Annotated in this window: 19 protein-coding genes and 2 pseudogenes; 18 read left to right on the top strand and 3 right to left on the bottom strand. The window is 38.3% G+C overall.

Annotated elements, in window-relative coordinates; genetic code table 11:
• Positions 1-165 precede the first annotated feature (165 nt).
• From HMPREF2731_RS10265 to HMPREF2731_RS10255, 3 genes and pseudogenes are all read left to right on the top strand, one after another.
• A pseudogene (locus tag HMPREF2731_RS10265) lies at positions 166-3,333 on the top strand (Ig-like domain-containing protein).
• 19 nt (positions 3,334-3,352) lie between these two features.
• Positions 3,353-4,381 (top strand): WxLIP family cell surface protein, encoded by a 1,029-nt coding sequence (locus HMPREF2731_RS10260; RefSeq protein ID WP_002314595.1) that lies wholly within the window; start codon positions 3,353-3,355, stop codon positions 4,379-4,381.
• A complete protein-coding gene (locus HMPREF2731_RS10255; RefSeq protein WP_070703772.1) occupies positions 4,378-5,136 on the top strand; it encodes a WxL domain-containing protein in 759 nt (252 codons plus the stop codon). The genes HMPREF2731_RS10260 and HMPREF2731_RS10255 overlap by 4 nt, the downstream gene beginning before the upstream one ends.
• 85 nt (positions 5,137-5,221) lie before the next feature.
• On the opposite strand, the gene HMPREF2731_RS10250 is transcribed toward HMPREF2731_RS10255, so the two are convergent.
• Positions 5,222-5,962, bottom strand: a complete 741-nt coding sequence (locus HMPREF2731_RS10250) for a LytR/AlgR family response regulator transcription factor (RefSeq protein ID WP_002291154.1) — start codon at positions 5,960-5,962, stop codon at positions 5,222-5,224.
• 60 nt (positions 5,963-6,022) lie between these two features.
• Between HMPREF2731_RS10250 and HMPREF2731_RS10245 the strand changes: the two genes are divergently transcribed.
• From HMPREF2731_RS10245 to HMPREF2731_RS10205, 9 genes and pseudogenes are all read left to right on the top strand, one after another.
• The gene (locus HMPREF2731_RS10245; protein ID WP_070703770.1) at positions 6,023-7,276 is read left to right on the top strand and encodes a GHKL domain-containing protein; all 1,254 of its coding nucleotides are present in this window, start codon (positions 6,023-6,025) and stop codon (positions 7,274-7,276) included.
• Between the two features lie 321 nt (positions 7,277-7,597).
• Positions 7,598-7,825: a winged helix-turn-helix transcriptional regulator gene (locus HMPREF2731_RS10240; protein WP_002293846.1), complete on the top strand. Its 228-nt coding sequence runs from the start codon at positions 7,598-7,600 to the stop codon at positions 7,823-7,825.
• 122 nt (positions 7,826-7,947) lie between these two features.
• Positions 7,948-8,274, top strand: a complete 327-nt coding sequence (locus HMPREF2731_RS10235) for a nucleotide pyrophosphohydrolase (RefSeq protein WP_002293844.1) — start codon at positions 7,948-7,950, stop codon at positions 8,272-8,274.
• Positions 8,275-8,341: 67 nt separating this feature from the next.
• On the top strand, positions 8,342-9,055 hold the full coding sequence (locus HMPREF2731_RS10230; protein WP_070872903.1) for a class A sortase: 714 nt from the start codon (positions 8,342-8,344) through the stop codon (positions 9,053-9,055).
• A gap of 309 nt (positions 9,056-9,364) precedes the next feature.
• Complete coding sequence (gene licT, locus HMPREF2731_RS10225; protein ID WP_002291144.1) at positions 9,365-10,216, top strand: BglG family transcription antiterminator LicT; 852 nt, start codon at positions 9,365-9,367, stop codon at positions 10,214-10,216.
• Positions 10,217-10,337: 121 nt separating this feature from the next.
• Positions 10,338-12,203, top strand: a complete 1,866-nt coding sequence (locus tag HMPREF2731_RS10220; protein ID WP_070703795.1) for a beta-glucoside-specific PTS transporter subunit IIABC — start codon at positions 10,338-10,340, stop codon at positions 12,201-12,203.
• Positions 12,204-12,216: 13 nt separating this feature from the next.
• Positions 12,217-13,659 (top strand): glycoside hydrolase family 1 protein, encoded by a 1,443-nt coding sequence (locus HMPREF2731_RS10215; protein ID WP_002338528.1) that lies wholly within the window; start codon positions 12,217-12,219, stop codon positions 13,657-13,659.
• Positions 13,660-13,766: 107 nt separating this feature from the next.
• Entirely contained in the window at positions 13,767-14,468 is a 702-nt protein-coding gene (locus HMPREF2731_RS10210) for a GntR family transcriptional regulator (RefSeq protein ID WP_070703768.1), read from the top strand.
• Between the two features lie 161 nt (positions 14,469-14,629).
• Positions 14,630-15,106, top strand: a pseudogene (locus tag HMPREF2731_RS10205) (PTS fructose transporter subunit IIC); the annotation flags it as partial.
• A gap of 397 nt (positions 15,107-15,503) precedes the next feature.
• On the opposite strand, the gene HMPREF2731_RS15560 reads toward HMPREF2731_RS10205, so the two are convergent.
• Positions 15,504-15,713: a hypothetical protein gene (locus HMPREF2731_RS15560; protein ID WP_083314189.1), complete on the bottom strand. Its 210-nt coding sequence runs from the start codon at positions 15,711-15,713 to the stop codon at positions 15,504-15,506.
• 240 nt (positions 15,714-15,953) lie between these two features.
• Between HMPREF2731_RS15560 and HMPREF2731_RS10200 the strand changes: the two genes are divergently transcribed.
• From HMPREF2731_RS10200 to HMPREF2731_RS10190, 3 genes are read left to right on the top strand one after another with little or no spacing between them, the layout of a single operon-like run.
• A complete protein-coding gene (locus tag HMPREF2731_RS10200) occupies positions 15,954-16,529 on the top strand; it encodes an LOG family protein (protein WP_002293608.1) in 576 nt (191 codons plus the stop codon).
• Positions 16,529-16,969: a nucleoside 2-deoxyribosyltransferase gene (locus HMPREF2731_RS10195; protein WP_070703766.1), complete on the top strand. Its 441-nt coding sequence runs from the start codon at positions 16,529-16,531 to the stop codon at positions 16,967-16,969. Before HMPREF2731_RS10200 ends, HMPREF2731_RS10195 begins: the two co-directional genes overlap by 1 nt.
• A gap of 15 nt (positions 16,970-16,984) precedes the next feature.
• Positions 16,985-17,686 carry a deoxynucleoside kinase gene (locus tag HMPREF2731_RS10190; protein ID WP_070872901.1) on the top strand — a complete coding sequence of 234 codons (702 nt, stop codon included), beginning with the start codon at positions 16,985-16,987 and terminating at the stop codon, positions 17,684-17,686.
• 487 nt (positions 17,687-18,173) lie between these two features.
• On the opposite strand, the gene HMPREF2731_RS10180 is transcribed toward HMPREF2731_RS10190, so the two are convergent.
• Positions 18,174-18,599, bottom strand: coding sequence for a hypothetical protein (locus tag HMPREF2731_RS10180; protein WP_024634946.1), 426 nt, complete (start codon positions 18,597-18,599; stop codon positions 18,174-18,176).
• A gap of 229 nt (positions 18,600-18,828) precedes the next feature.
• Between HMPREF2731_RS10180 and HMPREF2731_RS10175 the strand changes: the two genes are divergently transcribed.
• The 3 genes from HMPREF2731_RS10175 to HMPREF2731_RS10165 are packed head-to-tail and all read left to right on the top strand — an operon-like array spanning position 18,829 to position 23,434.
• A complete protein-coding gene (locus HMPREF2731_RS10175; protein ID WP_070703762.1) occupies positions 18,829-20,154 on the top strand; it encodes a PTS sugar transporter subunit IIC in 1,326 nt (441 codons plus the stop codon).
• Between the two features lies 1 nt (position 20,155).
• Positions 20,156-22,456, top strand: a complete 2,301-nt coding sequence (locus HMPREF2731_RS10170; RefSeq protein WP_070872899.1) for a glycoside hydrolase family 3 C-terminal domain-containing protein — start codon at positions 20,156-20,158, stop codon at positions 22,454-22,456.
• 6 nt (positions 22,457-22,462) lie between these two features.
• Positions 22,463-23,434, top strand: coding sequence for a LacI family DNA-binding transcriptional regulator (locus HMPREF2731_RS10165; RefSeq protein ID WP_070872897.1), 972 nt, complete (start codon positions 22,463-22,465; stop codon positions 23,432-23,434).
• The last annotated feature ends 11 nt before the right edge of the window (positions 23,435-23,445 follow it).

Raw genomic sequence — 23,445 nt, 5'->3', positions numbered from 1 at the left:
ATGATGTTCTCCTCTAATCTTAGTATGTTTTTGTACAAAAAAGAAATTTACACCTAATAGAAAAATTTTTCCATAAAAATACATATTTTAAATATGAAAGTACAATTGGAAATAGATTAAAACGATAAAATAAAATTGTCAAAACGTCAGAGAGGATGGTGGAGAATGAATCAATGTGTAAAAAAGCTGATTGCGTCGATTTTGTTTGTCTTCCCTCTCTTGATGGTGACATCCGTTTTTGCCGATGTAGAGAAAACAAACGAATCAACGCAATCAGAGAATCAAAGTTTTGACAAGACTACTTTTTCAGAAGAATCGATTACTTCTGAAACTACAGAATCTCAAAGTGAGGCTTCTACTAATAAAAGGCAAGAAGAAAATAAGACAAGTGAGACCTCAGAAGTAGCTGAACAAACGTCTGATAGCAGTGAAGCGGCACTGGCAAGAGCTGTTTCATCGGATGGGTACAGCGAAGCTGCCACAACAGAAGAACTGGCGCAGCTTCTCGCAGACGAATCAGTAACTAAGATCCGACTGACTCAGCCTTTGACTTTAGACAGGGAATTAGAGATCAAACGAGATATCGTTATTGATTTTGGTGGATTCGCTCACAATTTCGGCACACACCATATTTATATCAATGAGATACCTCAGTCGATCGAGTTCCAGAATTTTAAAGGAACAGCTGCACATCCAGGTGGATTGACACCAAATATCGATGGAAATGCCATTATCATTGCTTATATGACCGATTTTTGGGGAAGCAGATATCATTTTACGGGAGAAATAAAATTTACCGGGACACTTGATTTGTATGATGGGTCCAAATTAGGACTGATTTACGCTCCTCGTGCAACTGTCACATTAGATGGTGTTTCCGGTGTGTTGGATGTCCAACCAGTGAAGGAAGGACTTAATGCCGCTCCGGGTAAAGCCTATTTTTGTAGAAGCTATCAATTGAATGTGATCAATGGTAGTCAACTTTATGGACCGTATCTAGGGAAATTCTACGGTTTTCTAGATTCAGGAGATGAGACTGGTAGTGGAAAAACAGCGCCAGGAATCCATATCTTAAGCGGTTCAAAGGTCTCTCTTGATTATGATCGGGCAGATGGCGTTATTGATGAAGGAGAGGCAGTCGATACGCTACCTGGTAATGTCATGTTTGAAGTCAGTGGTTCGGGAAGCGAATTTTCGGTAAATACAAAGATCAATATTACCAATGACAACAATCGCGGAATCATCCAAATGAGAGGTTCAGGATCGAAAGTCACTGTATCGAATGGTGGGAAAATCACCATCAATACAGCAACTACGTGCGGATTTCGCTTGCAAGGAGATTCTAGTCAAATCCATGTATCAAGTGGTGGACAAATCTCGGTCAAAATGGCTGGAGATGACGATCAACCCGGGAACAATGGGATGCTTTTTGTAGGAAAAGGCCTTTCTTTGATCGTAGAAGGAGCCGGATCAGTTATCGACATCGATAAGCAGAGTGGGCGTTCCAGCGCAGTTCGTTTTGAGAACGGTACGCAAAAGCTGACAGTAACCAATGGAGGCTCATTGAGGGTAAGAAATGCAGGTGATGGCAAATCTTACGTGAACAGACTCAATCAAGGAAATCAAGCGATCCAATTTTATGACGCTTCTGGTTTTCTAGAAAGTCCAGGTTCAGCTGATTTTACAGTCACTGGAGAAAAATCAAATATCGATATACGCGCAGATTCCGGAGCAACTGTAGATACAACTGGAGATATTGATTTAAATTTTACGGCAGGTGAAAAAACTTATTTAGTCATGGTCGGGAAAACAGGGGAAGATAAGACCGGCATCATCAGTGGGGATGTGTTGAATGTGGACTTAGAATCTCCTACCTATTTTGATTTCCAAAACAAACGGATTGGAAGCGAGACCAATGGCATAGGCGGCTGGGTATTCCAAGGAAATGGAGATTCTTCTTTAAAGATCGCCCATTCAGAAATCGCTTTATGGCGAAAAACAGGCGCAACATTCGATAACTTTGAAAAAGACCCGGATTATTTTTCTGATATGACAGACTTATCGATCAATGGGACCGACTTAGGCAATTTCGTATCAAGCCCTAGTGCAGGTTTAACAAATGAATTTGCTCAGACAGGTGCCGGAATGAAAAATTATAATCGAATCAGTGCCAATAATCAGCTCCCGATGACTGAATCCTTAAGAGTGCCAACGAATGCAGATAAAAAAATCTATGGGCATGTCGTTGTTCCCGAAGGTGTCTAGGCAAAGCCAAGAGATGCTTGGACAGGCGAAGTAGAAGTGACTTTACGTATTACTTACGCAGATACGACGAAATCACCTGTAGAAATTACTGCTCTCACGCAAGGACAAACAGATGAAAATGAAGGGGCAGGATATAACCCATGGGGAGAAGGCGAACAAGGCGGCTTGTTCGAAGTTCAAGTACCCAATGATGAGAGATTAAAAACGGAGGATCAAGTGCAAGTTGTTGCTGCTAAAAAAGTAAGAAGCGGCCAAGAAGTGACAGAACTGGACTCTGCCAAAACGACAGTCGATGTCATTCCTCCTGAGCCTGCTAAATTAAGTACCACATTGATCAATGCAGCTTCTCGCTCAATCACAGGTACAGGCGAAGCAGGATCCTTAGTTTCATTGAAAAAAAATCAAGCTGTTTTGTCAGAAACCACTATTGATGATACAGGTAAATTTGTTCTTTCTATCCCAGAAAATCAGCTTTTTGCAGGAGATATATTAGAAATCGTATTAAACGACCAAGCAGGAGAAGCTGCTGCTAAGGGTGTGCAGAACAAGCCAAGTACCAACGATGAAATCGGGAATCACAATCCAAGTGATACGCCAGTTGTTTATCATGATGCTCCGCCTTTTGCGCCTGCTGCGAAGATTGTAGTAGAAGGTGGTCTCTCATTTCTTGCCCCTTCCAAACTCGATTTTGGACAGATCAAAGCAACTGGGTTGACGCAAGAAGCATTTGGCCAAATGGATGCGCAGGAAAAATTATGGATTTATGACCAACGAGAAACAAAAAGTCCATGGATCTTAACAATAAAACTATCTCAGCCCTTTACAAACGATTCAGGATTTTCTATGCAGGATGTCCTTTATTTCAAGAAAGGCGAAGAGTATCAATTAGTGAATGAAGAAGAACTGGAAATTGTCGAAGGACAAAATTCTACGAATTCGCAAGCAGATTATTCAGAATATTTAAATAACGGTCGGGCGTTTAAACTTGTCTTAACTAAAGAAAATCAGATAGCTGGTGATTACTCAGCAGAGATGACATGGACATTAGCAGATGCGCCGACAGAATAAAGATCAAGGAGGATGATTGATGAATCGAATATGGAATAAAAGTCATCGAAACAACTGCTCTTTACTTCTGATCCTTCTCCTTGGATTCATCCTTTGGCAGACACCTGTCCATGCCTCCGAATTCAATTTTGCGGTAGATTTTGAATTGCCGGCTAATCAGATCAATAAGAACAAAACATATATAAATGTAAGGATGGAGCCTGGAAAAACACAGGAAATCCCCTACACGGTCTTTAACCGAACAGATAAACCAGTAACAGTTGAGACATTGATCCACTCTGCTACGACGAATTCAAACGGTGTGATCGAATATGGAGAATCAAAAAGTAAATTAGATGAAACATTAAGTTATGATATGAAAAACTTAGCAAAAACAGTGGGAGAAATAACTGTTCCTCCTCAAAGTGCGGTCACTGAGACACTTTCACTGAAAGCTCCAGAAAAAGAGCTGGCTGGTGTGGTCGCAGGAGGGATCACGTTTCAAGAAAAAAAAGAGAACGTTTCTAACAAAAGTACAGTTGGTGTCGTCAATCAGTTTTCTCAAGTGAAAGCGATCTTGATTCGAAATAGCGAAAAAGAGTCTTCCCCAGATTTGAAATTAAAAAAAGCTTATGCGGATCAAAGCGATGGAAGAAATGTGATTAAGGTGAATCTTCAAAATCCAAATGCTTCTTATATGTTCAGCTTGACTACATCGGTTGAAATCTACAAAAAAGACTCAAAAGAACCTTACCTTTCAATAAAAAAAGAAAAAATAGATGTAGCACCCAATACAAATTTTGATTTACTTGTCCCATTAGAAGGAAAAAAATTAGCTCCGGGACATTATCAAGCGGTTGTGAAGGGTGCTTGGAAAGAAAAACGCTGGAATCTTCATACTGATTTTGAAATAACTGATGATGCAGCGGACCAATTGAATGAAAAGGATATTGATTTAAAAAATCAGCCAGAAACATTTGACTGGCGATGGCTGATACTTGTTGGAGTCATTCTTATTGGCTTATTTGCTGGATTATTTATTTTAAAAGAAAGAAGGAAAAAGAAATGAAAAAAACAATTGCATTAAGTACCGTTCTAGCTGGAAGTCTATTATTATATACACAAAGTGTTTTTGCTGAGAATAAGAGCTCAGCCACTACAGAAGGAACGATTTCTGTAACAAAACCAGATGCCGCAAATCCTGAAGACGTCGTTCCGGTTCCTCCTGTTGATCCAAATGATCCCGATACGCCGTTTACACCTGACGAACCAAATCAGGGAACATCCGGATTACTGACGATTGACCAAGCTCCAGATCTTGATTTCGGAACAATCAAATTAGGAACAGCAAAAACAGTATATGCTGCATTACAAAGCGGAACGGACAGTACTGGGGCACCCACACAAGTACAGAATTTCGTACAAGTAACGGATAAAAGCGGAAATTATGCCGGTTGGAAACTATCAGTCAAACGAACAGAATTTATTGGAACAACATCTGATACGAATAAACTAACTGGATCAAAGGTGAAATTCAAAAATGCTGTGATTCGAAATAGCGCAACTAATAGCAGTGGAACGCCATCTACCATTTCTGGAACTGGCGCTGAAGGAATCGAGATCCCAGCAGATCAGGCAGTAGATCTAGTAACTGTAGGGGCAAATGAAGGGATTGGCACATGGATTTATTCACTAGGGGAAAATGCGGAACAAGGGAGACAATCAGTGGAATTATTTGTTCCTGTATCCAATTATGCTGTAGACAACTACGTTTCAACATTCACATGGTCGTTAACAGATGCTCCTACAGAAGAGGAAGCGTAAAATCATATCAACGATTTCAGGGAGTGGAGCCGATTCAAGGCCCACTCCCTGAAATCTGCTATGCTTACGTCTCAGCTCTTATTCATCAACTCGAAGCAGTTTTTTGGAAGTCATGGAAACGTTCCTTTGTCTTTTCAAAGATCTTTCGACCAACGAGTAAGGAGTCACCGTTGAAAAATTCTAACACATAATGAGCAGAATCAATTTTCTGCAATTGCGATAAGTTGATACAGTAAGATTTTAAAAGTAAAAAGTAAGCATACTTTTCTAACTCTGTCTTCAATTGTTTTAAAGAAGTATTCACTAATTTATCTTCTGTAGTTGTTTTGACCATAACTTGGTTTTTCAAACCTTTGATACTTTCAATATATAAAATTTCCCGAGGATACAGGACGAGACTTCCACCTTTTTGATCAATAAAGATTTTATCGACATTTACGATCTGCTGTTCTTTCCAATTGATCTGTTCTAGCACTTGACGAATTTGTTCAGATAAATTCCTGTCTTTTCTGATATATCCAATCGGAAGGATTTTCCGATTGATGATCTCTACTGCAAAATTCGTATAAGCGGTGAAAAAAACAATATTACTATGTGCATTTTTTTTACGTATTTGTTCGGCGACATCAATACCTGTGAGTGATTGCTTCAAGTCGATATCGATAAAGAAAACATCGTGATTATCAATAGTGCCCAACTGGATCAACTGATTGATTTGAGAGACAGAAGTGAGCTGCACGATATTCTCGATATGATGATTGACCAATTCTTTGATGATCCATTCGCTGTGAAACTGGTTATCTTCTATGATAAAATACTTTTTCATATGCAGGCTCCTATCAAAAAAATATGTGTACATTTTGAAACAAAACAATGGAGGAATAAGATGGTCGCAACAGTGACACTTTATTTGACCTTTACTTTGATTTTAGATTTAGGTATCTATTTATTCTTTTCGAAACAACTGCTAGTAAAAAACAGCTTTGGTTGTATAGCTTTGATGGTGGTGACACTTTTACTTCCTATCCCTAAAGTGAGTTTTCCTTACCTAGTTGGCTTATTATTGATGTTTCTTTTTTATTTTACTACGAAAAACCTGTTTATCAGCTGTTTGATCAGTAATCTTTTTTTTGCTATCACTGGACTCAGCTTTTTTCTGGTTTTTGATCTGATGGATTATTTAGGAAAGAGACACCTTGGAACAGCAAGTTTTTTTGCACTACTTATCGCATTTATTTTCTATCTATTAGTAAAAAGTATAGACAAACAGACGAGATTTCTCAACTTGCTTTTTACTTATCCAACTGAACACTATTTTGGAGGTATTTGTATTTTATTAAGTTGGGGCGTGATTTACTTGGTATTGGGAAGTGTTCACTTCCGCTCATCTAATTATCTGCTTCTATCTCTTTTGTCGATAGTCATCAGTTTTTTTTCTTTGTTTTTTTCCATTATGTTGATCAGTTTCCAAGTAAAAGAAAGACAACATCAGGAATCGCTTCAACTGTATCAAATAAATGAAGAATATTACCATCATCTAGAGGAATTCAAACATGATTATAAAAGTCTACTGTTTTCATTAAAAATTACTCTTCAAGAAAATAAAAAAGAAACGTTGGAATTTTTAGAAATCTTAGAAGATCATTCTGCAGCTATTTTTGAAAAACCGCAAATACAACAGCTAACAAATATTGTATCCCCAGCTGTCAGGGGTGTCTTTTTAAAATTTCTAGAAAAAGCAGAATCGGAGAAAATCCCGATCCAAGTAGTTATTCCTGTCGAAGTGAAAACAATCCCGATTGATCTGGTTGTTTTTATTCGCTGTTTATCTATTTTTATTTCTAACGCATTCGATCATCGTGTAGCCGGTCAGAGTCCGATTACGATCAATCTGCTGGAAGAAAAAGAGGGATTACGTTTTAGTATAGCGAACAAGGCAAATCCAACGAATTTGACGCTATCGGAGATGGTCAAAAGAGGAAAAACCTCTAAAAAAAATGGCGGGTTAGGTCTATACAGTGCGAAAAAAATGCTGGATGTTTACGAAAATGCAGAACTAAAAATCGATTTTTCAAAGCAGAATCACTGTTTCTTTGTAGAAATGTATCTGGCATCTAGAAAGAGCAAATCAGCCTACTGACTTACTGTCAAAGGATAAGCTTGAGGAAAGTCTACACGGAGATAGAGACAACAACACAGCATATTCAAAAGAAACAGAAGCGTGATGACCGTTGTCACCCTTCTGTTTGTTTTGCTATGTAGTTAAACAAAGTAGTTGACACTTCCGCTACTTAGTATTAGTACGAAAGTATACTTCATGATACTAAGTAGATAAGAAGTGAAAAGCGGAACCCACGATCGTCAAAATGCTAACTGCTTTGCTTACACCAGATAAAGGGAAGAGCAATATCGCTTATTTTAGGCGTGGAGAAGCAAGAAAATCCCTACGATCACAAAAAAAATGCTGACCCAGCAGTTAAGAGAGTTAGAACAAGATGAAAGTATCCATCGAAAAGCCTATAACCAAGTCCCGCCTAAAGTAGAGTACTCGCTCACCGAAGAAGGAAAATCATTAAGAGAGATTCTAGTAGCGTTGTCTGTTTGGGAAGAAGAACGTATCGAAAAACAAAAAGCCTCAAGGGAAGAAGACACGCTACTGCATACACATGGTGGCTACCTAAATTATTGATTTTCTATGACATTTATTTTAAATAAAAGAAAACAGGAGTTTTTTTAAAAGCATCATCTATTTTTTATGTAAAAAAATGGTATGATTAATCAAGTAAGAAATGATTGGAAGAAGGCAAGCAAATGAATAGTATGGAAAAAGTCAACCAGTTTAGAGATGAACGTAATTGGCGACAATTTCATAACGAAAAAGATTTGGCTATCTCTATTTCTTTGGAAGCATCTGAATTGTTAGAACTTTTTCAATGGAAAACGCCGGAAGAAGTAAAAGAAACACAATTAGAACGAATCAAAGAAGAACTGGCAGATGTATTGATCTATTCATACATGATGGCAGACAACCTTCACCTGGATCTAGATGAGATCATTGAAGAAAAATTGATCAAAAATAATTTGAAATATCCTGTAGAAAAAAGCGCAGGTGTACGAAAAAAATACACAGAGTTGTAGAAATGTGTCATTCGGCTGTTGGAAAGAGCAAAAGAAAAACAGTAAAATGAGTCTGGAGGGAGAGAAAATGAAAAAAAAAGGAAAAGCAAAAAGATGGCTAGTCAATATCCTCTTGTTCCTCTTGTTATTAGTAGGACTAGCTTTGATTTTCAATGAACAGATCAAGGATTATCTTGTCAGAGAGACAGGAGATAAATATGCTATAGCGAATGTAACAAAAGAAGATCTGAAAAAGAATAACGATAAAGATGTCAGTTTTGACTTTGATGCGGTAGAACCAATGACGACAGAAGGGGTCATGAGGTCGCAAATGAGAGGAACAGATCTACCAGTGATTGCTAGTATCGCAGTCCCTTCAGTTTCAATCAATTTACCGGTTTTCAAAGGCTTGGATAATACGTCACTACTTTACGGAGCAGGAACATTATCTCCAGATCAAGAAATGGGAAAAGGAAATTATGCCTTAGCAAGCCATCGTGCAACGAACCCTGAATTGTTGTTTACACCGCTGGAAAATTTGGAAATGGGTGCCAAGATCTATTTGACGGATTTAGAAAATGTGTATACATATAAAACATTTTTTAAAGAAAAAGTTGCTCCTACAGATACCCAATTACTGAATGAAGTCGAGGGAAAAGAAATCGTCACACTAATTACTTGTGGCGACATGGATGCAGTCACGCGACTAGTTGTACAAGGCGAACTGGAAAGTGTTACACCGATAAAAGATGCGACAGATGATATGAGAACTGCTTTCAATCTAGAGACAAAAACATTTTAGGATACTGGGACATAAGTCGTTACAGATCAAAAACAGCCAAAGGATATAAATCGATAAGGAAAAACCAATTTGCTGAAAAAAAGAGGAACGCAAAGAGGTGCATCTCTGATTTGGTTGTTTTCTAGATAGACTTGTGTTCCAGTTTTTTTATTTTTTATATGAAAAGGCTTGCATAAATAAAAATTCGATGGTATGATGATTTTGAATAAGAAATGGATTGTTACTGTACGGCAGGCAAAACCAGAATTCAGCTAAGAAACAGTAGGCGAATTCTAGGTTTTTTTATTTTTCTTGAGAGGGCGAAGCAAAATGAAAATTGATAAAATTTTGAATAACAACGTCGTCATTTCGAAAAATGGATTCGGGGAAGAAGTCGTTTGTATGGGAAAAGGACTAGCTTTTCAAAAAAAGATTGGGGACGAGATTTCGCCAGAAGCGGTCCAAAAAGAATTTGTTTTAAGAGATTCTTTTGCTAAAAACCAATTCCAACAGCTGATGGCTGATATTCCGGCAGAGGAGATCGAATGGGTCAAACAAGTAGTTGAACTGGCTGAAGATAAACTAAAAGTTGAATTTTCGCCTAATATTTATCTGACATTGACCGATCATCTTCATTATGCGATCACACGGGCAAAAGAAAATATCCAACTGCCTAATCCATTATTATTTGAAACAAAAAAATTTTATCCGAAAGAATATCAAGCAGCGAAAGAGGCTCTTTTGTTCGTGAAACAAAAGACTGGTGTGGAACTTTCTGAGGATGAAGCCGGTTTTATTGCCTTTCATTTTGTGAATAGCCAACAAGGAAACGAAGACATGCAAGTGACGATGACCGCTACCACAATGGTAAGAGATATACTGAGTATCATCAGTAAATTCTTCGGCATCGTGTTCGATGAAGAATCTTTGAATTATCAGCGTATCATTACTCATCTGCAGTTTTTTGCCCAGCGTTATCTCAAAGGGGAAGGATCTGACGAACAAGATGAATTTCTCTACGCATTAGTTCAAGGAAAGTATCCAAAAGCGTTTCATTGTGTCGAACGGATCAATGAGTATCTTCGACAAACGCAAAAACAGGAAATGGGAATCGCAGAGCAGATTTATTTAACGATCCATATTCAAAGAGTAGTAAGTGAGAAAAAAAGCATCCAATCATAAGGATTGTTACTGTATGGCAGGCAAAACCTGGATTGAAAAAATAGGTTCACGAATGTTTGTGACTGTTTTTTTCAATCTGGGTTTTTATTTTTTAAATAAAAAAAGAAAGAAGGAAAAAACAATGGATAATCAAGCAGTTGGTCGTCGTGTATGGGAAGCGGTAGGAGGGCAAAAGAATGTCAAAAGTTTAGTACATTGTGCTACGCGTTTGCGGTTCAGATTAAAAGATGAATCCTTAGCAGATACGCAAAAGTTAAAAGAAGACCCAGACGTGATCCAAGTCGTCCAAAGTGGCGGTCAGTATCAAGTAGTGATTGGCAGTAATGTAGCAGATGTTTATCAATCGATCGTGGATGAGGAAGGTCTTGCAGTTTCGGAGGATGGAAAAGAAGAGTCCAAAAATATTTTGAATCGTCTAATTGATATCATTTCTAGCATATTTACACCTTTTCTAGGGGCGATGGCAGCCGCCGGGGTATTGAAAGGATTCTTGTCATTGGCAACGGTGATGGGCTGGCTGACAGCTGATAGCGGTACTTATCAAATATTGTTTGCTGCAGCAGATGGTGTCTTTACCTTCTTACCTGTCATGCTTGCTTTTACAGCAGCTAAAAAGTTCAAAGCCAACCAGTTTTTAGCAGTAGCAATTGCTATGGCACTTGTGTATCCAGCTATCACAGCAGTTGCTGGTGCGGGAGAAGCTATCAGTTTCTTTGGGATCCCAGTGATTCTTTCACCATCTGGTTATACTTCTTCTGTCATACCAATCATTCTAGCCGTATGGGTTCAAAGTAAATTAGAGCCATTCGTAAAAAAAGTGATTCCGCAATTTCTGCAAATGATTTTAGTTCCGCTTGTCGTTTTAGTAGTGATGGTTCCATTAACACTTCTTGCTTTAGGACCAATCGGGACGGTTGCCGGTAATGCTTTAGGCGGTCTCTTCAACTCGATTTATGGATTTAGTCCAATCGTAGCAGGTCTAATCATGGGAAGTTTATGGCAAGTATTCGTGATGTTCGGCATGCATTGGGGATTCGTACCGATCATGTTTTTGAATATCGAACAATATGGGTTTGATGTATTGATGCCAATGCTTCTTCCAGCCATCTTGGCACAAGGTGGGGCTGCTTTAGCTGTAGCATTGCGAACAAAAGATACGAAACTTCGAGCATTAGGGATTTCTTCTACAGTGACTTCGTTATTTGGAATCACTGAACCAACTGTGTATGGTGTGACATTACCTTTGAAGAAACCATTCATTGCCGCTTGTATTTCTGGAGGTATTGGTGGAGCTATTATCGGATTTTCCGGAGTAAAAGCTTTCTCCAGCAGTTTGGTCAGCTTATTGACGATTCCGACTTTCATTAGTACGGTGGATGGTGTAGAGTCAAATGCGACAGTAGCAGTAATAGCTACAGGAATTGCTTTTGTTCTTGCATTCGTAGGTACATTGATTTTAGGATTTGACGAACAAACACAAGACAATCAATTAGAAAACAAACATGCGAATGCAGGAGAACCGATTACTTCAGCACGGCATACCTTAAAAAGTCCTTTAACGGGTAAAGTACTGCCATTGAGTGAAGTACCAGACCAAGTTTTTTCTTCTGGCGTGATGGGAAAAGGTATCGCTATTGATCCAGAAGTAGGAGAACTAGTTGCACCTGCAGACGGAGAGATCACGACTATTTTTCCAACTGGACATGCTGTAGGGATCACAACGACTGACGGAGCGGAGATTTTGATTCATATCGGGATGGATACAGTAGAATTAAATGGGAATGGCTTTGAGATCTTAGTCAAACAAGGGGATCTCGTCAAAGCAGGAGATTTATTGATTCGTTTTGACATCGAAGCAATTAGAGCAGCTGGCTATAGCGTAATCACTCCAGTTGTCATTACGAATACTGATGCATTTGCCGATATACTTGAATTAGACCAAAAAGAGATTATTGCAAACGAAGATGTTCTGGCAATTGTAAAATAAGGAGGAAATCAGGATGCAATCACGTTTTTCAGAAAAATTTTTATGGGGTGGAGCAACTGCTGCCAATCAATTAGAAGGGGCTTATGATCGAGACGGAAAAGGGCTATCCGTTGCAGATGCTATGCCTGGAGGTAAGCAGCGCTTTGCGATTATCGGCAGTGAAGAATTTGACTGGACGATTGATCAAGAAAAATATATTTACCCGAATCATCGAGGAATCGATCATTACGATCGTTTCAAAGAAGATCTTGCCTTGTTTGCGGAAATGGGATTCAAATGTTATCGTTTTTCGATTGCCTGGACACGAATTTTTCCAAATGGAGACGAAGGTACTCCTAACGAAGCGGGATTAGAATTTTATGATCAGCTGATTGATGAGTGCTTAAAATATGATATTGAACCTGTGATCACGATTTCTCATTACGAAATGCCTCTTCATTTGGCAAAAGAATACGGTGGCTGGAAAAATCGAAAACTGATCGACTTCTATGAACGATTTGCTCAGACAGTATTAGAGAGATACAGCAGTAAAGTCAAATATTGGATGACTTTCAATGAAATCAATTCGGCCTTTCACTTTCCAGCTTTAAGTCAAGGATTAGTAAAAAGCAATGGAGCAGGAGAGTACCAAAATATTTTCCAAGCATGGCATAATCAATTCGTTGCAAGTAGCAAAGCCGTAAAAATCGGCCACGAATTGCGTTCGGATATCCAAATCGGCTGCATGATTATCTATGCAACAACTTACAGCATCGATGCCAATCCAGTCAATCAGGCAGCAACAATGATCCAAAACCAAGAATTCAATTTTTTCTGCACGGATGTCCAAGTACGTGGAGAATACCCTGCATACACAGCGCGTACCCATAAAAAATATGGAGTCGATCCGGAAAAATTAGAGCAAACGGAAAAAGACTTCCAGTTGCTAAAAGAATATCCAGTGGACTACATCGGATTTAGTTATTATATGTCTACGGCAATCAATGAGACTGATCCACAAGCAGCAACTTCAGAAGGGAACTTGCTGGGAGGAGTAAAAAATCCGTTTCTTGAGGCAAGTGAATGGGGCTGGCAGATCGATCCAGAAGGGCTGAGAATCGCATTGAATGAATTATACAATCGTTACCAGAAACCATTATTCATTGTTGAAAACGGTCTTGGAGCCATTGATCATATGGAAGAGGATGGCACGATTATTGATGATTATCGGATCGATTATTTACGTCGTCATATCGAAGCGATGGCTAATGCAGTAGCAGACGGTGTAGATTTGATGGGCTATACGCCTTGGGGATGTATCGATCTTGTCAGTGCATCAACAGGAGAAATGAGTAAACGTTACGGCTTTATCTATGTGGATCTAGACGATGAAGGAAATGGGACACTGAATCGATCAAAGAAAAAATCTTTTGATTGGTATAAAGAAGTAATTGCCTCAAATGGCGTAAACTTGTAATTAAAGCAGCTGAATGAAAAAGAACACACTTCTCACATGTGATTTGTGTTCTTTTTTTTTTTTTTATGTGCTATTCTTTTAGTAATAGTAAAGCAAAGGGTGACGTTATGAAAAGGACACGTGTACTATACTTGGAAGTCGCAGATAAAATTAAAGAAGATATTTTCTCAGGAAAATATCCAGTCGGTTCGATGTTGCCGACAGAAAGTGAATTAGAAGAACTGTTTCAAGTCAGCAAAATCACTGTCCGAAAGGCAATCGAACTGCTGGCATCAGATGAATATGTCGCAAAGAAAAGTGGTCGTGGGACGACGGTTCTAAGCAATCGTCCTTACAATCGATTATCCAAAGCGGCAAGCTTTACGCAAATCTTGGAGAACTTCCGATATGAAGTCCGGAAAGAAACGCTGGATTTGCAATTGGTCCATATAAAGAAGGAAGATCCTTTGTTTTCCTTTTTCGGTGAGCAAGCTGTTTGTTTTAAGCGCTTATATTATTTGAACAATCAGCCTTATATTTATTTTGTTCATTATCTTCCACAAGAAATGATGCAATTCAGCAGAGAAGAATTTGGCAAAGAATCTTTGTATCGTTTGCTGACGAAAAAAGGATATACTATTGACTCATTTTCTGATGATTTCTCGGCAGTATTTTTAACAGAAGAAGAACAAGGAATTCTGAAAACAGACGCACAGATCGGCATCAAACGGATACGGAAATCGTCTACGCAAATTGGGGAAATGATTGAATATTCGGAGGCGGTCTACCATACGGAGCTGCATCCTTACCATATTGATTATGAAACATAAATAAAAAAAGAGGTTGTGAAAAAGCTGTCCTGCATCAAGTAATAAGAACAGCCAAACAAAAATAGCTTCTCATATTTTTCGTTTGGTTAGGCTTATTACCGCAGATACACGGCTGTTTCTGGATTACCATTTATTCTGGATAAGGGGGTGTGGCACGATTTTCAGAAGGAATCTATGAACCAATCACTGTATTGATTTTAGCTTCGATGGTAACCCCATTCGGCTTGACGATCGCTTATTTCTTAGGGAAAATCATTCGTAAAAATATATTCAATCGTCAAGAAATCGATACATTGAAGACCGCTTTTCCTATGGGGATCTGTCAGATCACAGAGGGATGTTTCCCTATCGTATTGAACGACTTGGAACGCAATGTCATAGCAACGGGAGTCGGTGGGGCAGTAGGTGGCGGATTAAGCATGTTTTGGGGCGCAGATAGCCGTATTCCGGCATCGGGAATGTTTGCAGTCGCTACGATGACCAGACCATGGGCATTCATTGGTGCATTGTTAGCTGGTTCTTTTGTCACAGGAATAACCATTTTATTATTGAAAAAACCAGTAGATCCGAATGCAGAAATCATCCAAGAAGAAAAAGAGGAAGAAGACATATCTTGGGATGATTTGACAATTAGTTAGGAGAGGCAGAATGGATTACAAGAAAAAAGTACAATAGATGTACCTTGAGGCAGGAATGGTATGAAAGAATCAGAGTTAGAAAGAATCGAATATACAGATTTTGGTTTAGGAGCGATCGAAACTGTCCAGAGCATCGGCACCCTCCTTGAAATGACGATGAAGGAAAAATGAGAACCTTTCGTTGTCGAAAAGGTCTGGTATACCTTATGTCGAAGGAAAGGAAACAAAAAAACTTTCCTGTACTATTCCAAAAAGGAAAGAAAGTTATTATACAGTAAAAAAAGAAATTATTCTTCATGCTAGAGATCAGTACACGTTCGAGCCCAATATCAAACACTAGTTCCAGGCAGGCGCAACAGGTGCGGTTATCACTGAATTTTCTTCCAGCAGTGACGATTCAAGTGATATTTTTACAAATCCAGCTATTTATCGTTAACAAAAAGATTTTTAGGAGAAGCTGATGAACAAAAATGATCAAATTTTGATCGTTTAGTTCGTCGGCTTTTTCATTTAGAGAAACATCATTTATCAGTGAAACATAACACGAGAACAAAATGATTTTTTCGTTAATAAAAGAAACAAGTATTTGTTGTTTAAAATAATACACGTTATTGGCATATAGGACGAAATCCCAGTATCTTCTATAAGTAAGTCATTTCATATCGATGAAAACACGTTATTTATTTTTGTTTTATCTATAAAATAGCTGAAAAATGATTTTTTTCTAAATACTATATATAGTGGCGTCTATCCTGTATACCACTAAAAAACTACAAAATCTAGTCTTTTATTTTAAAAAAACACGTGTAGAATGAAGATAGACTTTTGAGTTAGGGAGTGTTTTTTTATGAAACTTACTGTTTTTTGCGGTTCCCGTTTTGGTAATAAAGAAAGTTACAAATTTATTGCGCAAACGTTAGGAAAATACATGGCACAAGAAGAAATCGAACTGGTTTACGGTGGTTCATACTCCGGGATTATGGGAGTGATTAGTAAAACAGTACTGGAAAATAACGGAAAAGTCACAGGTATCTATCCGAATGGGCTTTTTGAAACTGAATTGCCTGGAAAAGATGTTACTACATTCATTCCTACAGAAACGATCGATGAAAGAAAGGTATTATTATTTGAAAAGGGAGATGCTGTCCTCGTTTTCCCTGGAGGTCTAGGTACATTGGAGGAATTCTCACAACTTCTTTCTTGGATAGCAATCGGTCTGACGCCTGACAAGCCAATCGGAATATTGAATATTGGCGGTTATTACAGCGGCTTGCAACAATTATTAGAAACTTTTGCAAAAGAGGATTTTATGGATAAAAAATGGTTGGATCAAGTAATCTTTTCCAACAATCCATTGGAACTGGTCAATGAATTACGAGCAGTATCTATTAAAAATCAGTTATTATTGAAGGAGGCAAAATAATGAGTCAAATATATTTAGCAGGACCATTTTTTTCAGAGGAGCAAATCGATCGAGTAAGTCGTATCGAAAAAGCGTTGGAGGAAAACAAAACAGTCACAAGTTTCTACTCTCCACGTCATCACCAAGAAAGCAATTATGAACTATTCAGCGCTGGATGGGCGCAGGAAGTATACGAAAAAGATATGGAAGAACTGACAAATGCAGAATTTGTTGTTGCTATCCTTGACTTTGAGCATCAAATAATCGATCCAGGAACGGCTTACGAATTAGGTGTGGCAACTATGTTGAAAAAACCGATGATCATTGTACAAGAAGAGACGGTACCTACGAACTTGATGATTACACAAAGTCTTCACACGTATTTAAAATCAGACCAAGCTGTACGCGAATATGATTTTGAAAAATTGCCTGTTGAAACTTACGTAGGCGAGTACTTATAGAAGAGGAAGGGTTGTATGTCAGTGATTTTGATTTCAGGAACGATTGGTGCAGGTAAGAGCAGTTTGACGGCTATGCTTGCAAAAGAGATTGATTCTAAACCATTTTATGAAAATGTCGAAGATAACGAAGTATTGCCGCTTTTTTATTCAAATCCTGAGCAGTACGCATTTTTATTGCAAATCTTCTTTTTGAATAAGCGATTTTTAGCAATGAAAAATGCTTTAGTGAACGATGACAATGTGCTAGACCGCTCCATCTACGAAGATAGTCTGTTGTTCCATCTAAATGCTGATTTAGGTCGGGTAACGGATATCGAAGTACAGCAGTACGATAGCTTATTAGATACGATGCTAAACGAGTTAGATGATGTTGCTCCAAAAAAACGGCCTGATTTGATGGTCCATATCAAAGTTTCTTTGGACACGATGCTAGAACGTATCAAAAAACGCGGGCGTGACTATGAACAGCTAGAAAGCGATGAAACGTTATACACCTATTACGAAACATTGAACACCCGTTATAATCAATGGTATGAAGATTTCGATGTATGTCCTAAAATACAAGTGGATGGGGATACATTCGATTTTGTAGAAAATCCAGAAGATGCAAAAAAGGTGATTCGTCAGATCCAAGAAAAATTAGCTGAATTGGAAGGAAAGCCTGCTGGAAAATATTTTACAGATAATCAGCATGCGAAAGGTCAAGGATTAGGCTAAAAATAAAAAACCAAACGACGGGAAAGAAAAATTACTATGTGATGTAGAATAAGTCTTTCTATCGTTTGGTTATTTTATATTCAAAGATGTGAAATAAATAAAACGTTAATCTTTGATTTGTGAACTGAAATGACCCACTGTTTGTTTTACTGATGAAGCTTGATCAAAGGAAGAAGCTCAGTTTGAAGTTCATAAAAATCAGCCATAGTGAGTTTTGCTTGATTTTGCTTATCTTCTTTTGCTTTTTACATAATTTTTGACAGGATAAGATTCAAACGATTTAAAAGAATCTTTGACTAGTTTGTGGCAATTATCGCATATACTCAAACTTCCTTGATCATTAAATTCTGTATGGATATTTTTGTTGTTATTACATGTACAATAATCAGGACTATCGATCATCCATTTCGTCTCCTTTACAGTCATCTTGCTTCTTTACTATAGCAGAAAAGAAGGGGAGAAACAAAAGAAGATCCAACAGACGGCACTATAGACTGTAGATGTTGCCATCCTCATCCTTCAAACGGTAATTACCGATTTTGGTAAATGTGACTGTTGCTTCTTTTTTATTTTCTTTTCCTGAAATAATATATTCGTCATCTTTGGTAGTGATCTTGATATCTGTCAGCACTGTTTTTTCTTCAGATGATTCAGAAGAATCAGCTCCTTGTGTCTGATACGTGCGTGTCCATTCCATTTTTTTATCTGTAAATGTCAACTGTCCCGCGGATAAATCCATATCTTTACGTACTTTTAGCGTATATACACTGTTGGTGATATCTGCTTTTTCCGCTTTTAAGACAGAAGAATCGGTTGTTTCGTCCGAGGATTGGTCAGAGCCGCCAAACAAATCACAGCCAGTCAATGTCAAAAGTCCCGCAGACAAAATAAATAGTACGATTAATTTCTTCAAAATACTTCCCCCATTTGATAGGATAAAGAAATTATACCATTGGAGAGTAAAACTTCAAACGGATGGAAGAGAAAAAATTCACAAAATACCATTAAATGGAATAAATTTTCAAAAGTCATAAAAAATCCACCACCTTTAGAAAGCGTTTTAAAAGATGTGTTGCAATCTTTTAGAAAAGTGCTATATTAAAAATGAACCGGTTCAATTTTAGAATCTAGGAGATGAAATAATGAAAGTCGTAGACAGACTATCTGAAAAAATGCTACCAATCGTATCTAAGATGAGTAGCCAGCGACACTTGCTGGCCATTCGAGACAGTTTTATCGTTACTATGCCGTTAGTAATGGCTGCTTCTGTCATGGTTTTGCTGAATGCTCTGATTTTTTCAAATGCAACAGTCCAAAGAATACTTGATCTAAGTCCATTGGCTGAACTTGCTTCAATCGTGAATAATGGTACGATGAGTATTTTAGCTATTATCGTGTGTTACAATATCGGCTGGAATTCGGCAACCCACTATATCCAAACAGGCGTGATTGATGATCCATTATTTAGTCCTGTTCATGCAGGAATTCTAAGTACAGCCGTAATGTTTATTTTGATGCCTTTATCAAGTACAGTCACTTTGATGGACGGAAATACAGCAGAAGCTACAGGGGTTTTCTTACAAAGTCTGACTTCTTCGTCTGGCTTAGCAACGGCGATGATTGCTGCTCTTGTCAGTACAGAATTATTTATCAAATTAGCGAAAATGAAGAGTTTTAAAATTAGGATGCCAGAAGGAGTTCCACCGGCAGTAGCTACGTCATTTAATTCTTTAGTACCAGAAATAGTTGTCATTTTATTTTTTTCAGTTGTCGTTTTTACTTTAAACCATACGACTGGTTTGAATGTTCCGCAATTAATTGAATTAGCGATTCAGACACCATTGAAAGCTTTTGTTTTATCCGTCCCAGGCATCTTATTTTTACAGTTTTTCTCTGATTTCTTATGGGTGTTTGGTATGCATGGTTCGAGTATTTTGGCTCCTATACGGCAAGCACCTTTGTTACAGTCTATTCAGGAAAACATGGATGCTTTTTCAGTAGGAAAAGAAATTCCTAATATTATTACGGAGCCCTTTACCAATGCATTTGGATTGATCGGAGGTGGCGGGTGTATTTTACCGTTAGTTATTGCTATCTTGTGGGCTTCTAAACGTCAAGAACAGCGATCGATCGCTAAATTTGGTCTGACTACTTGTTTATTTAATATTACGGAACCAATTATGTTTGGATTACCAGTAGTCATGAATCCAATGTATATGGTTCCTTGCGCTATTATACCATTTATTAACTTGATTATTGCCTACGCAGCCACAAGTCTTGGAATCATCAGTAAAACAGTTGCTGCTGCACCTTGGATCACTCCGCCGGTTATACAATCTTTTATTGCTACAGGAGACGATATACGAGCAGCAGTCTTAACAGTAATACTTATCGTTCTAGATGTATTTTTATTCCTGCCATTTGTGTTAGCCGCTAATAAGGCAAAATTGGCAGAAGGAGGATATTAAGGTGTACGATTACCCGTATCAAAACCCAAAGTTGACCATCCGCCAAAGAGTAGAAGATTTACTTTCGCGGATGAATATTGCTGAAAAAGTAGGACAGGTAAACCAGCATTTGTATGGTTGGGAATGTTATGAAAAAAACGGAGACAAGAACGAATTAACAGAAAAGTTAAAAGAACATGTTAAATGGGGAGGCGGTCTGGGTGCCTTATACGGTCTGTTTCGCTCTGATCCGTGGTCTAAAACAGATTATAAGAATGGGATTCTTGCAAAAGAAAGCTGGAAGGTGGCTAACCTAGTCCAAGAATATGTACTAAAGCATTCGCGATGGAAAATTCCAGTTTTGCTTGTAGAAGAATGTCCACATGGTCATCAAGGTTTGGATGGGATTTCTTATCCAACGAATATCGGCCGTGGAAATACCTTCAATGTAGCGTTATTAGAACAAACTAGCCGATTGATGGCAAAAGAACTGGCTGCTAAAGGTGTTCATTTAGCGCTGGTGTCGACTTTGGATCTGGCAAAAGATCCTCGTTGGGGAAGGACAGAAGAGTGCTTTGGGGAAGATCCGATTCTCTCAGCTCGTTTTTCTGAAGCGGTCGTTCGAGGGTTCCAAGGAGAGATTATTTCAGAAAAAGTTTCTTTTCTTGATCAGACAGTAGAGGAAATCAATAAGAAGAAGGATCAGATCGGTGTTGTGTTAAAGCACTGTACCGCACAAGGAGAAGCTTTAGGCGGTCATAATTCAGGCACAGTGACGATTGGACGCAGAGAGTTCTCCGATATTTACGAGCCATTATTGAAGAGCACAAGAAATGCAGTAGGTGTCATGGCTGCTTATAATGATATCGACGGGGTACCTTGTCATATCAATCGAGCGCTTTTTGAGCAAACATTAAGAAAAGAGATCGGTTATCAAGGGATCGTTATGGCAGACGGTGTTGCTTTGGATCGTTTATCCGATGTTTTTACAGATAAAAAGACTGCTGCAGCATATGCATTAGCGGCAGGAATCGATCTCAGTTTGTGGGACGAGACCTATACCAAGATTGCAGAAGCCATTGATGATCAAGTCGTAGATGAAAAGCTACTAGATCAAGCAGTTCGCCGAGTTTTATCTGTCAAATTTTTATTAGGTTTGTTTGAACAACCATTTGCAAACGATCCAAAGGAGTATTGGGATCATCTCATGGAGGAATCAGAGCACTTAAATTTAGAGACAGCAAAAGAAAGTATCACTTTACTAAAAAATGACGGTATATTGCCGTTGGATCAACAAGTAAAAAACATTGCTGTTATAGGACCAAATGCTCACGATGTTTACCACTTGTTGGGAGACTACTCTGCACCACAAACAGAAGACCGTTTGAAAAAAACGATAGTACAAGAGATAAAAACAGAGTTTCCCCAATCAACGGTTTCTTATGCACAAGGATGTGAAGTAAGAAATCAGGAGGATCAGGAAGAAAAATTATTAGAAGCGGTGACCCTTGCTCAAAACTCAGATGTGATCATTGCAGTTCTAGGTGGATCAAGTGCGCGGAACTTTGATATGGAATTTCTTCGTAACGGGGCAGTTTCATCGAAAGGGATCAACATGGATTCTGGAGAAAATGTAGATGTTGCTTCTCTTTCTTTAGGTGGATACCAACAACAACTGATTGAACAATTGTATCAACTAGGCAAGCCAATCATCACGATACTTGTGCAAGGAAGACCCTACGATTTGATGAAAATCGAGTCATTTACGAATGCCATTGCAACAGCATGGTTTCCTGGACAGGAGGGTGGAAAAGCCATTGCGCAGATGATTTCTGGAAGAAATAACCCAAGCGGACGATTGAGTTTGTCTTATCCTAGAAATAGTCAGCAACTACCTGTTTATTACTATCAGCGTGCTGCTTCTAAACAAGAGAATTATTATGATTTAAGCGGCAGTCCATTTTATCCTTTTGGACATGGTCTAAGCTATACAACATTTGAATACAGTCAGATGGAAGTCAAAACGGATATTGACAAAGTAATAATATCAATTAAAGTTAAAAATACAGGAAGTGTTTCAGGTAAAACAAGTACTCTTGTCTATGTCCGATTAATTGACGGCGCTGTCATCCAAAGAACGAAATTATTGAAAGCTTTTCGTAAAGATGACTTGCAGTCTCAAGAGGAAAGACTGCTTGTTTTTGAACTCACTTCTGAAGACTTTAGTTATATGGACATTGATGACAAGCGGCATTATGCAAAGAAAGCGGTCATCACGGTCGAACAACAAGAAAAAGAAATCAAATGTAACTGGCAGGAGTGAAAATGTATGGCATCGATCCGTGACGTGGCTAAGATGGCTGGTGTTTCAGTGGGAACAGTTTCCCGCTATTTAAACGGTCAGCAGCTGAAGGAAAAGAATATGGAAAAAATAGCAGAAGCGATTTCAGCGTTGGACTATAAAGAAAACATCATTGCTAAAGGATTGAAGAATAATCGAAGTTTCTCTATTGGACTTTTGATAAACGGGATATCTAGCCGTTTTGGTTCGGAGGTTGTTTCAGGGATCGAAAGAGTAGCTGAAGAAAATGGGTATAGCTTATTATTAAGCGGGTTTGCCGATCAGCCAGAAAAAATCGATCAAAAAATCGAATACCTAATGAAGCATGCAATCGATGGGTTGATTGTCTTCTTATCAGAAGAAGAGTGGTCTGGATTTGAAATGCTCACAAAAATGAGTATCCCAGTTGTCGCATTGAATTGTCCGGATGGGCCAGCAGGTATTGATACAATAGTAGTGAATGATCGAGAAAGTGTAGCAAGAGTGATTGCTCATCATGGCGAACAAGGACATAAAACAATAGGATTTATTGCTGCCGCTCAAACAGATTACGTAGCAAGAGAACGTTTAGCTGGAGCCAAAGAAGCGGTACAAAAGGATCCGTCTATCCATTTAGAGATCTTTACAGGAGACTATTCTAGAAAAAGCGGCTATTACGGGGCAAAAGCATTATTAGAAAAAAGGGCAACTGCTATTTTTGTCAGCAATTACAATATGTCGATTGGTGCCATCGAATGTTTTAATCAAGAAGGTGTCAGAATCGGGAAGGATATTGCGTTCAGTCACTATGATTATTTAGATAAAAACGATCTGAGTATCCTTCCGAAAATCACGATCACGCCACCAACAGATAAAATCGGGGAACGAGCAGCAGAACAGCTGTTGAAACGAATCAAAAAAGAAGAAGAAGAAAATGAAAAAGTGATTGTGATGGAAAATATCATACATGGAATCAACTAAAAAAAAAAAGA

Source organism: Enterococcus sp. HMSC072F02, assembly GCF_001837725.1.
Taxonomy (GTDB): domain Bacteria; phylum Bacillota; class Bacilli; order Lactobacillales; family Enterococcaceae; genus Enterococcus_B; species Enterococcus_B lactis.
This window is presented reverse-complemented; position numbering and strand designations above follow the sequence as displayed.

Excerpts from the sequence above, each read along its gene's own strand:
- HMPREF2731_RS10260 (WP_002314595.1), top strand. The coding sequence starts at position 3,353 with ATGAATCGAATATGGAATAAAAGTCATCGAAACAACTGCTCTTTACTT.
- HMPREF2731_RS10255 (WP_070703772.1), top strand. The coding sequence starts at position 4,378 with ATGAAAAAAACAATTGCATTAAGTACCGTTCTAGCTGGAAGTCTATTA.
- HMPREF2731_RS10250 (WP_002291154.1), bottom strand. The coding sequence starts at position 5,962 with ATGAAAAAGTATTTTATCATAGAAGATAACCAGTTTCACAGCGAATGG.
- HMPREF2731_RS10245 (WP_070703770.1), top strand. The coding sequence starts at position 6,023 with ATGGTCGCAACAGTGACACTTTATTTGACCTTTACTTTGATTTTAGAT.
- HMPREF2731_RS10240 (WP_002293846.1), top strand. The coding sequence starts at position 7,598 with ATGCTGACCCAGCAGTTAAGAGAGTTAGAACAAGATGAAAGTATCCAT.
- HMPREF2731_RS10235 (WP_002293844.1), top strand. The coding sequence starts at position 7,948 with ATGAATAGTATGGAAAAAGTCAACCAGTTTAGAGATGAACGTAATTGG.
- HMPREF2731_RS10230 (WP_070872903.1), top strand. The coding sequence starts at position 8,342 with ATGAAAAAAAAAGGAAAAGCAAAAAGATGGCTAGTCAATATCCTCTTG.
- licT (WP_002291144.1), top strand. The coding sequence starts at position 9,365 with ATGAAAATTGATAAAATTTTGAATAACAACGTCGTCATTTCGAAAAAT.
- HMPREF2731_RS10220 (WP_070703795.1), top strand. The coding sequence starts at position 10,338 with ATGGATAATCAAGCAGTTGGTCGTCGTGTATGGGAAGCGGTAGGAGGG.
- HMPREF2731_RS10215 (WP_002338528.1), top strand. The coding sequence starts at position 12,217 with ATGCAATCACGTTTTTCAGAAAAATTTTTATGGGGTGGAGCAACTGCT.
- HMPREF2731_RS10210 (WP_070703768.1), top strand. The coding sequence starts at position 13,767 with ATGAAAAGGACACGTGTACTATACTTGGAAGTCGCAGATAAAATTAAA.
- HMPREF2731_RS10200 (WP_002293608.1), top strand. The coding sequence starts at position 15,954 with ATGAAACTTACTGTTTTTTGCGGTTCCCGTTTTGGTAATAAAGAAAGT.
- HMPREF2731_RS10195 (WP_070703766.1), top strand. The coding sequence starts at position 16,529 with ATGAGTCAAATATATTTAGCAGGACCATTTTTTTCAGAGGAGCAAATC.
- HMPREF2731_RS10190 (WP_070872901.1), top strand. The coding sequence starts at position 16,985 with ATGTCAGTGATTTTGATTTCAGGAACGATTGGTGCAGGTAAGAGCAGT.
- HMPREF2731_RS10175 (WP_070703762.1), top strand. The coding sequence starts at position 18,829 with ATGAAAGTCGTAGACAGACTATCTGAAAAAATGCTACCAATCGTATCT.
- HMPREF2731_RS10165 (WP_070872897.1), top strand. The coding sequence starts at position 22,463 with ATGGCATCGATCCGTGACGTGGCTAAGATGGCTGGTGTTTCAGTGGGA.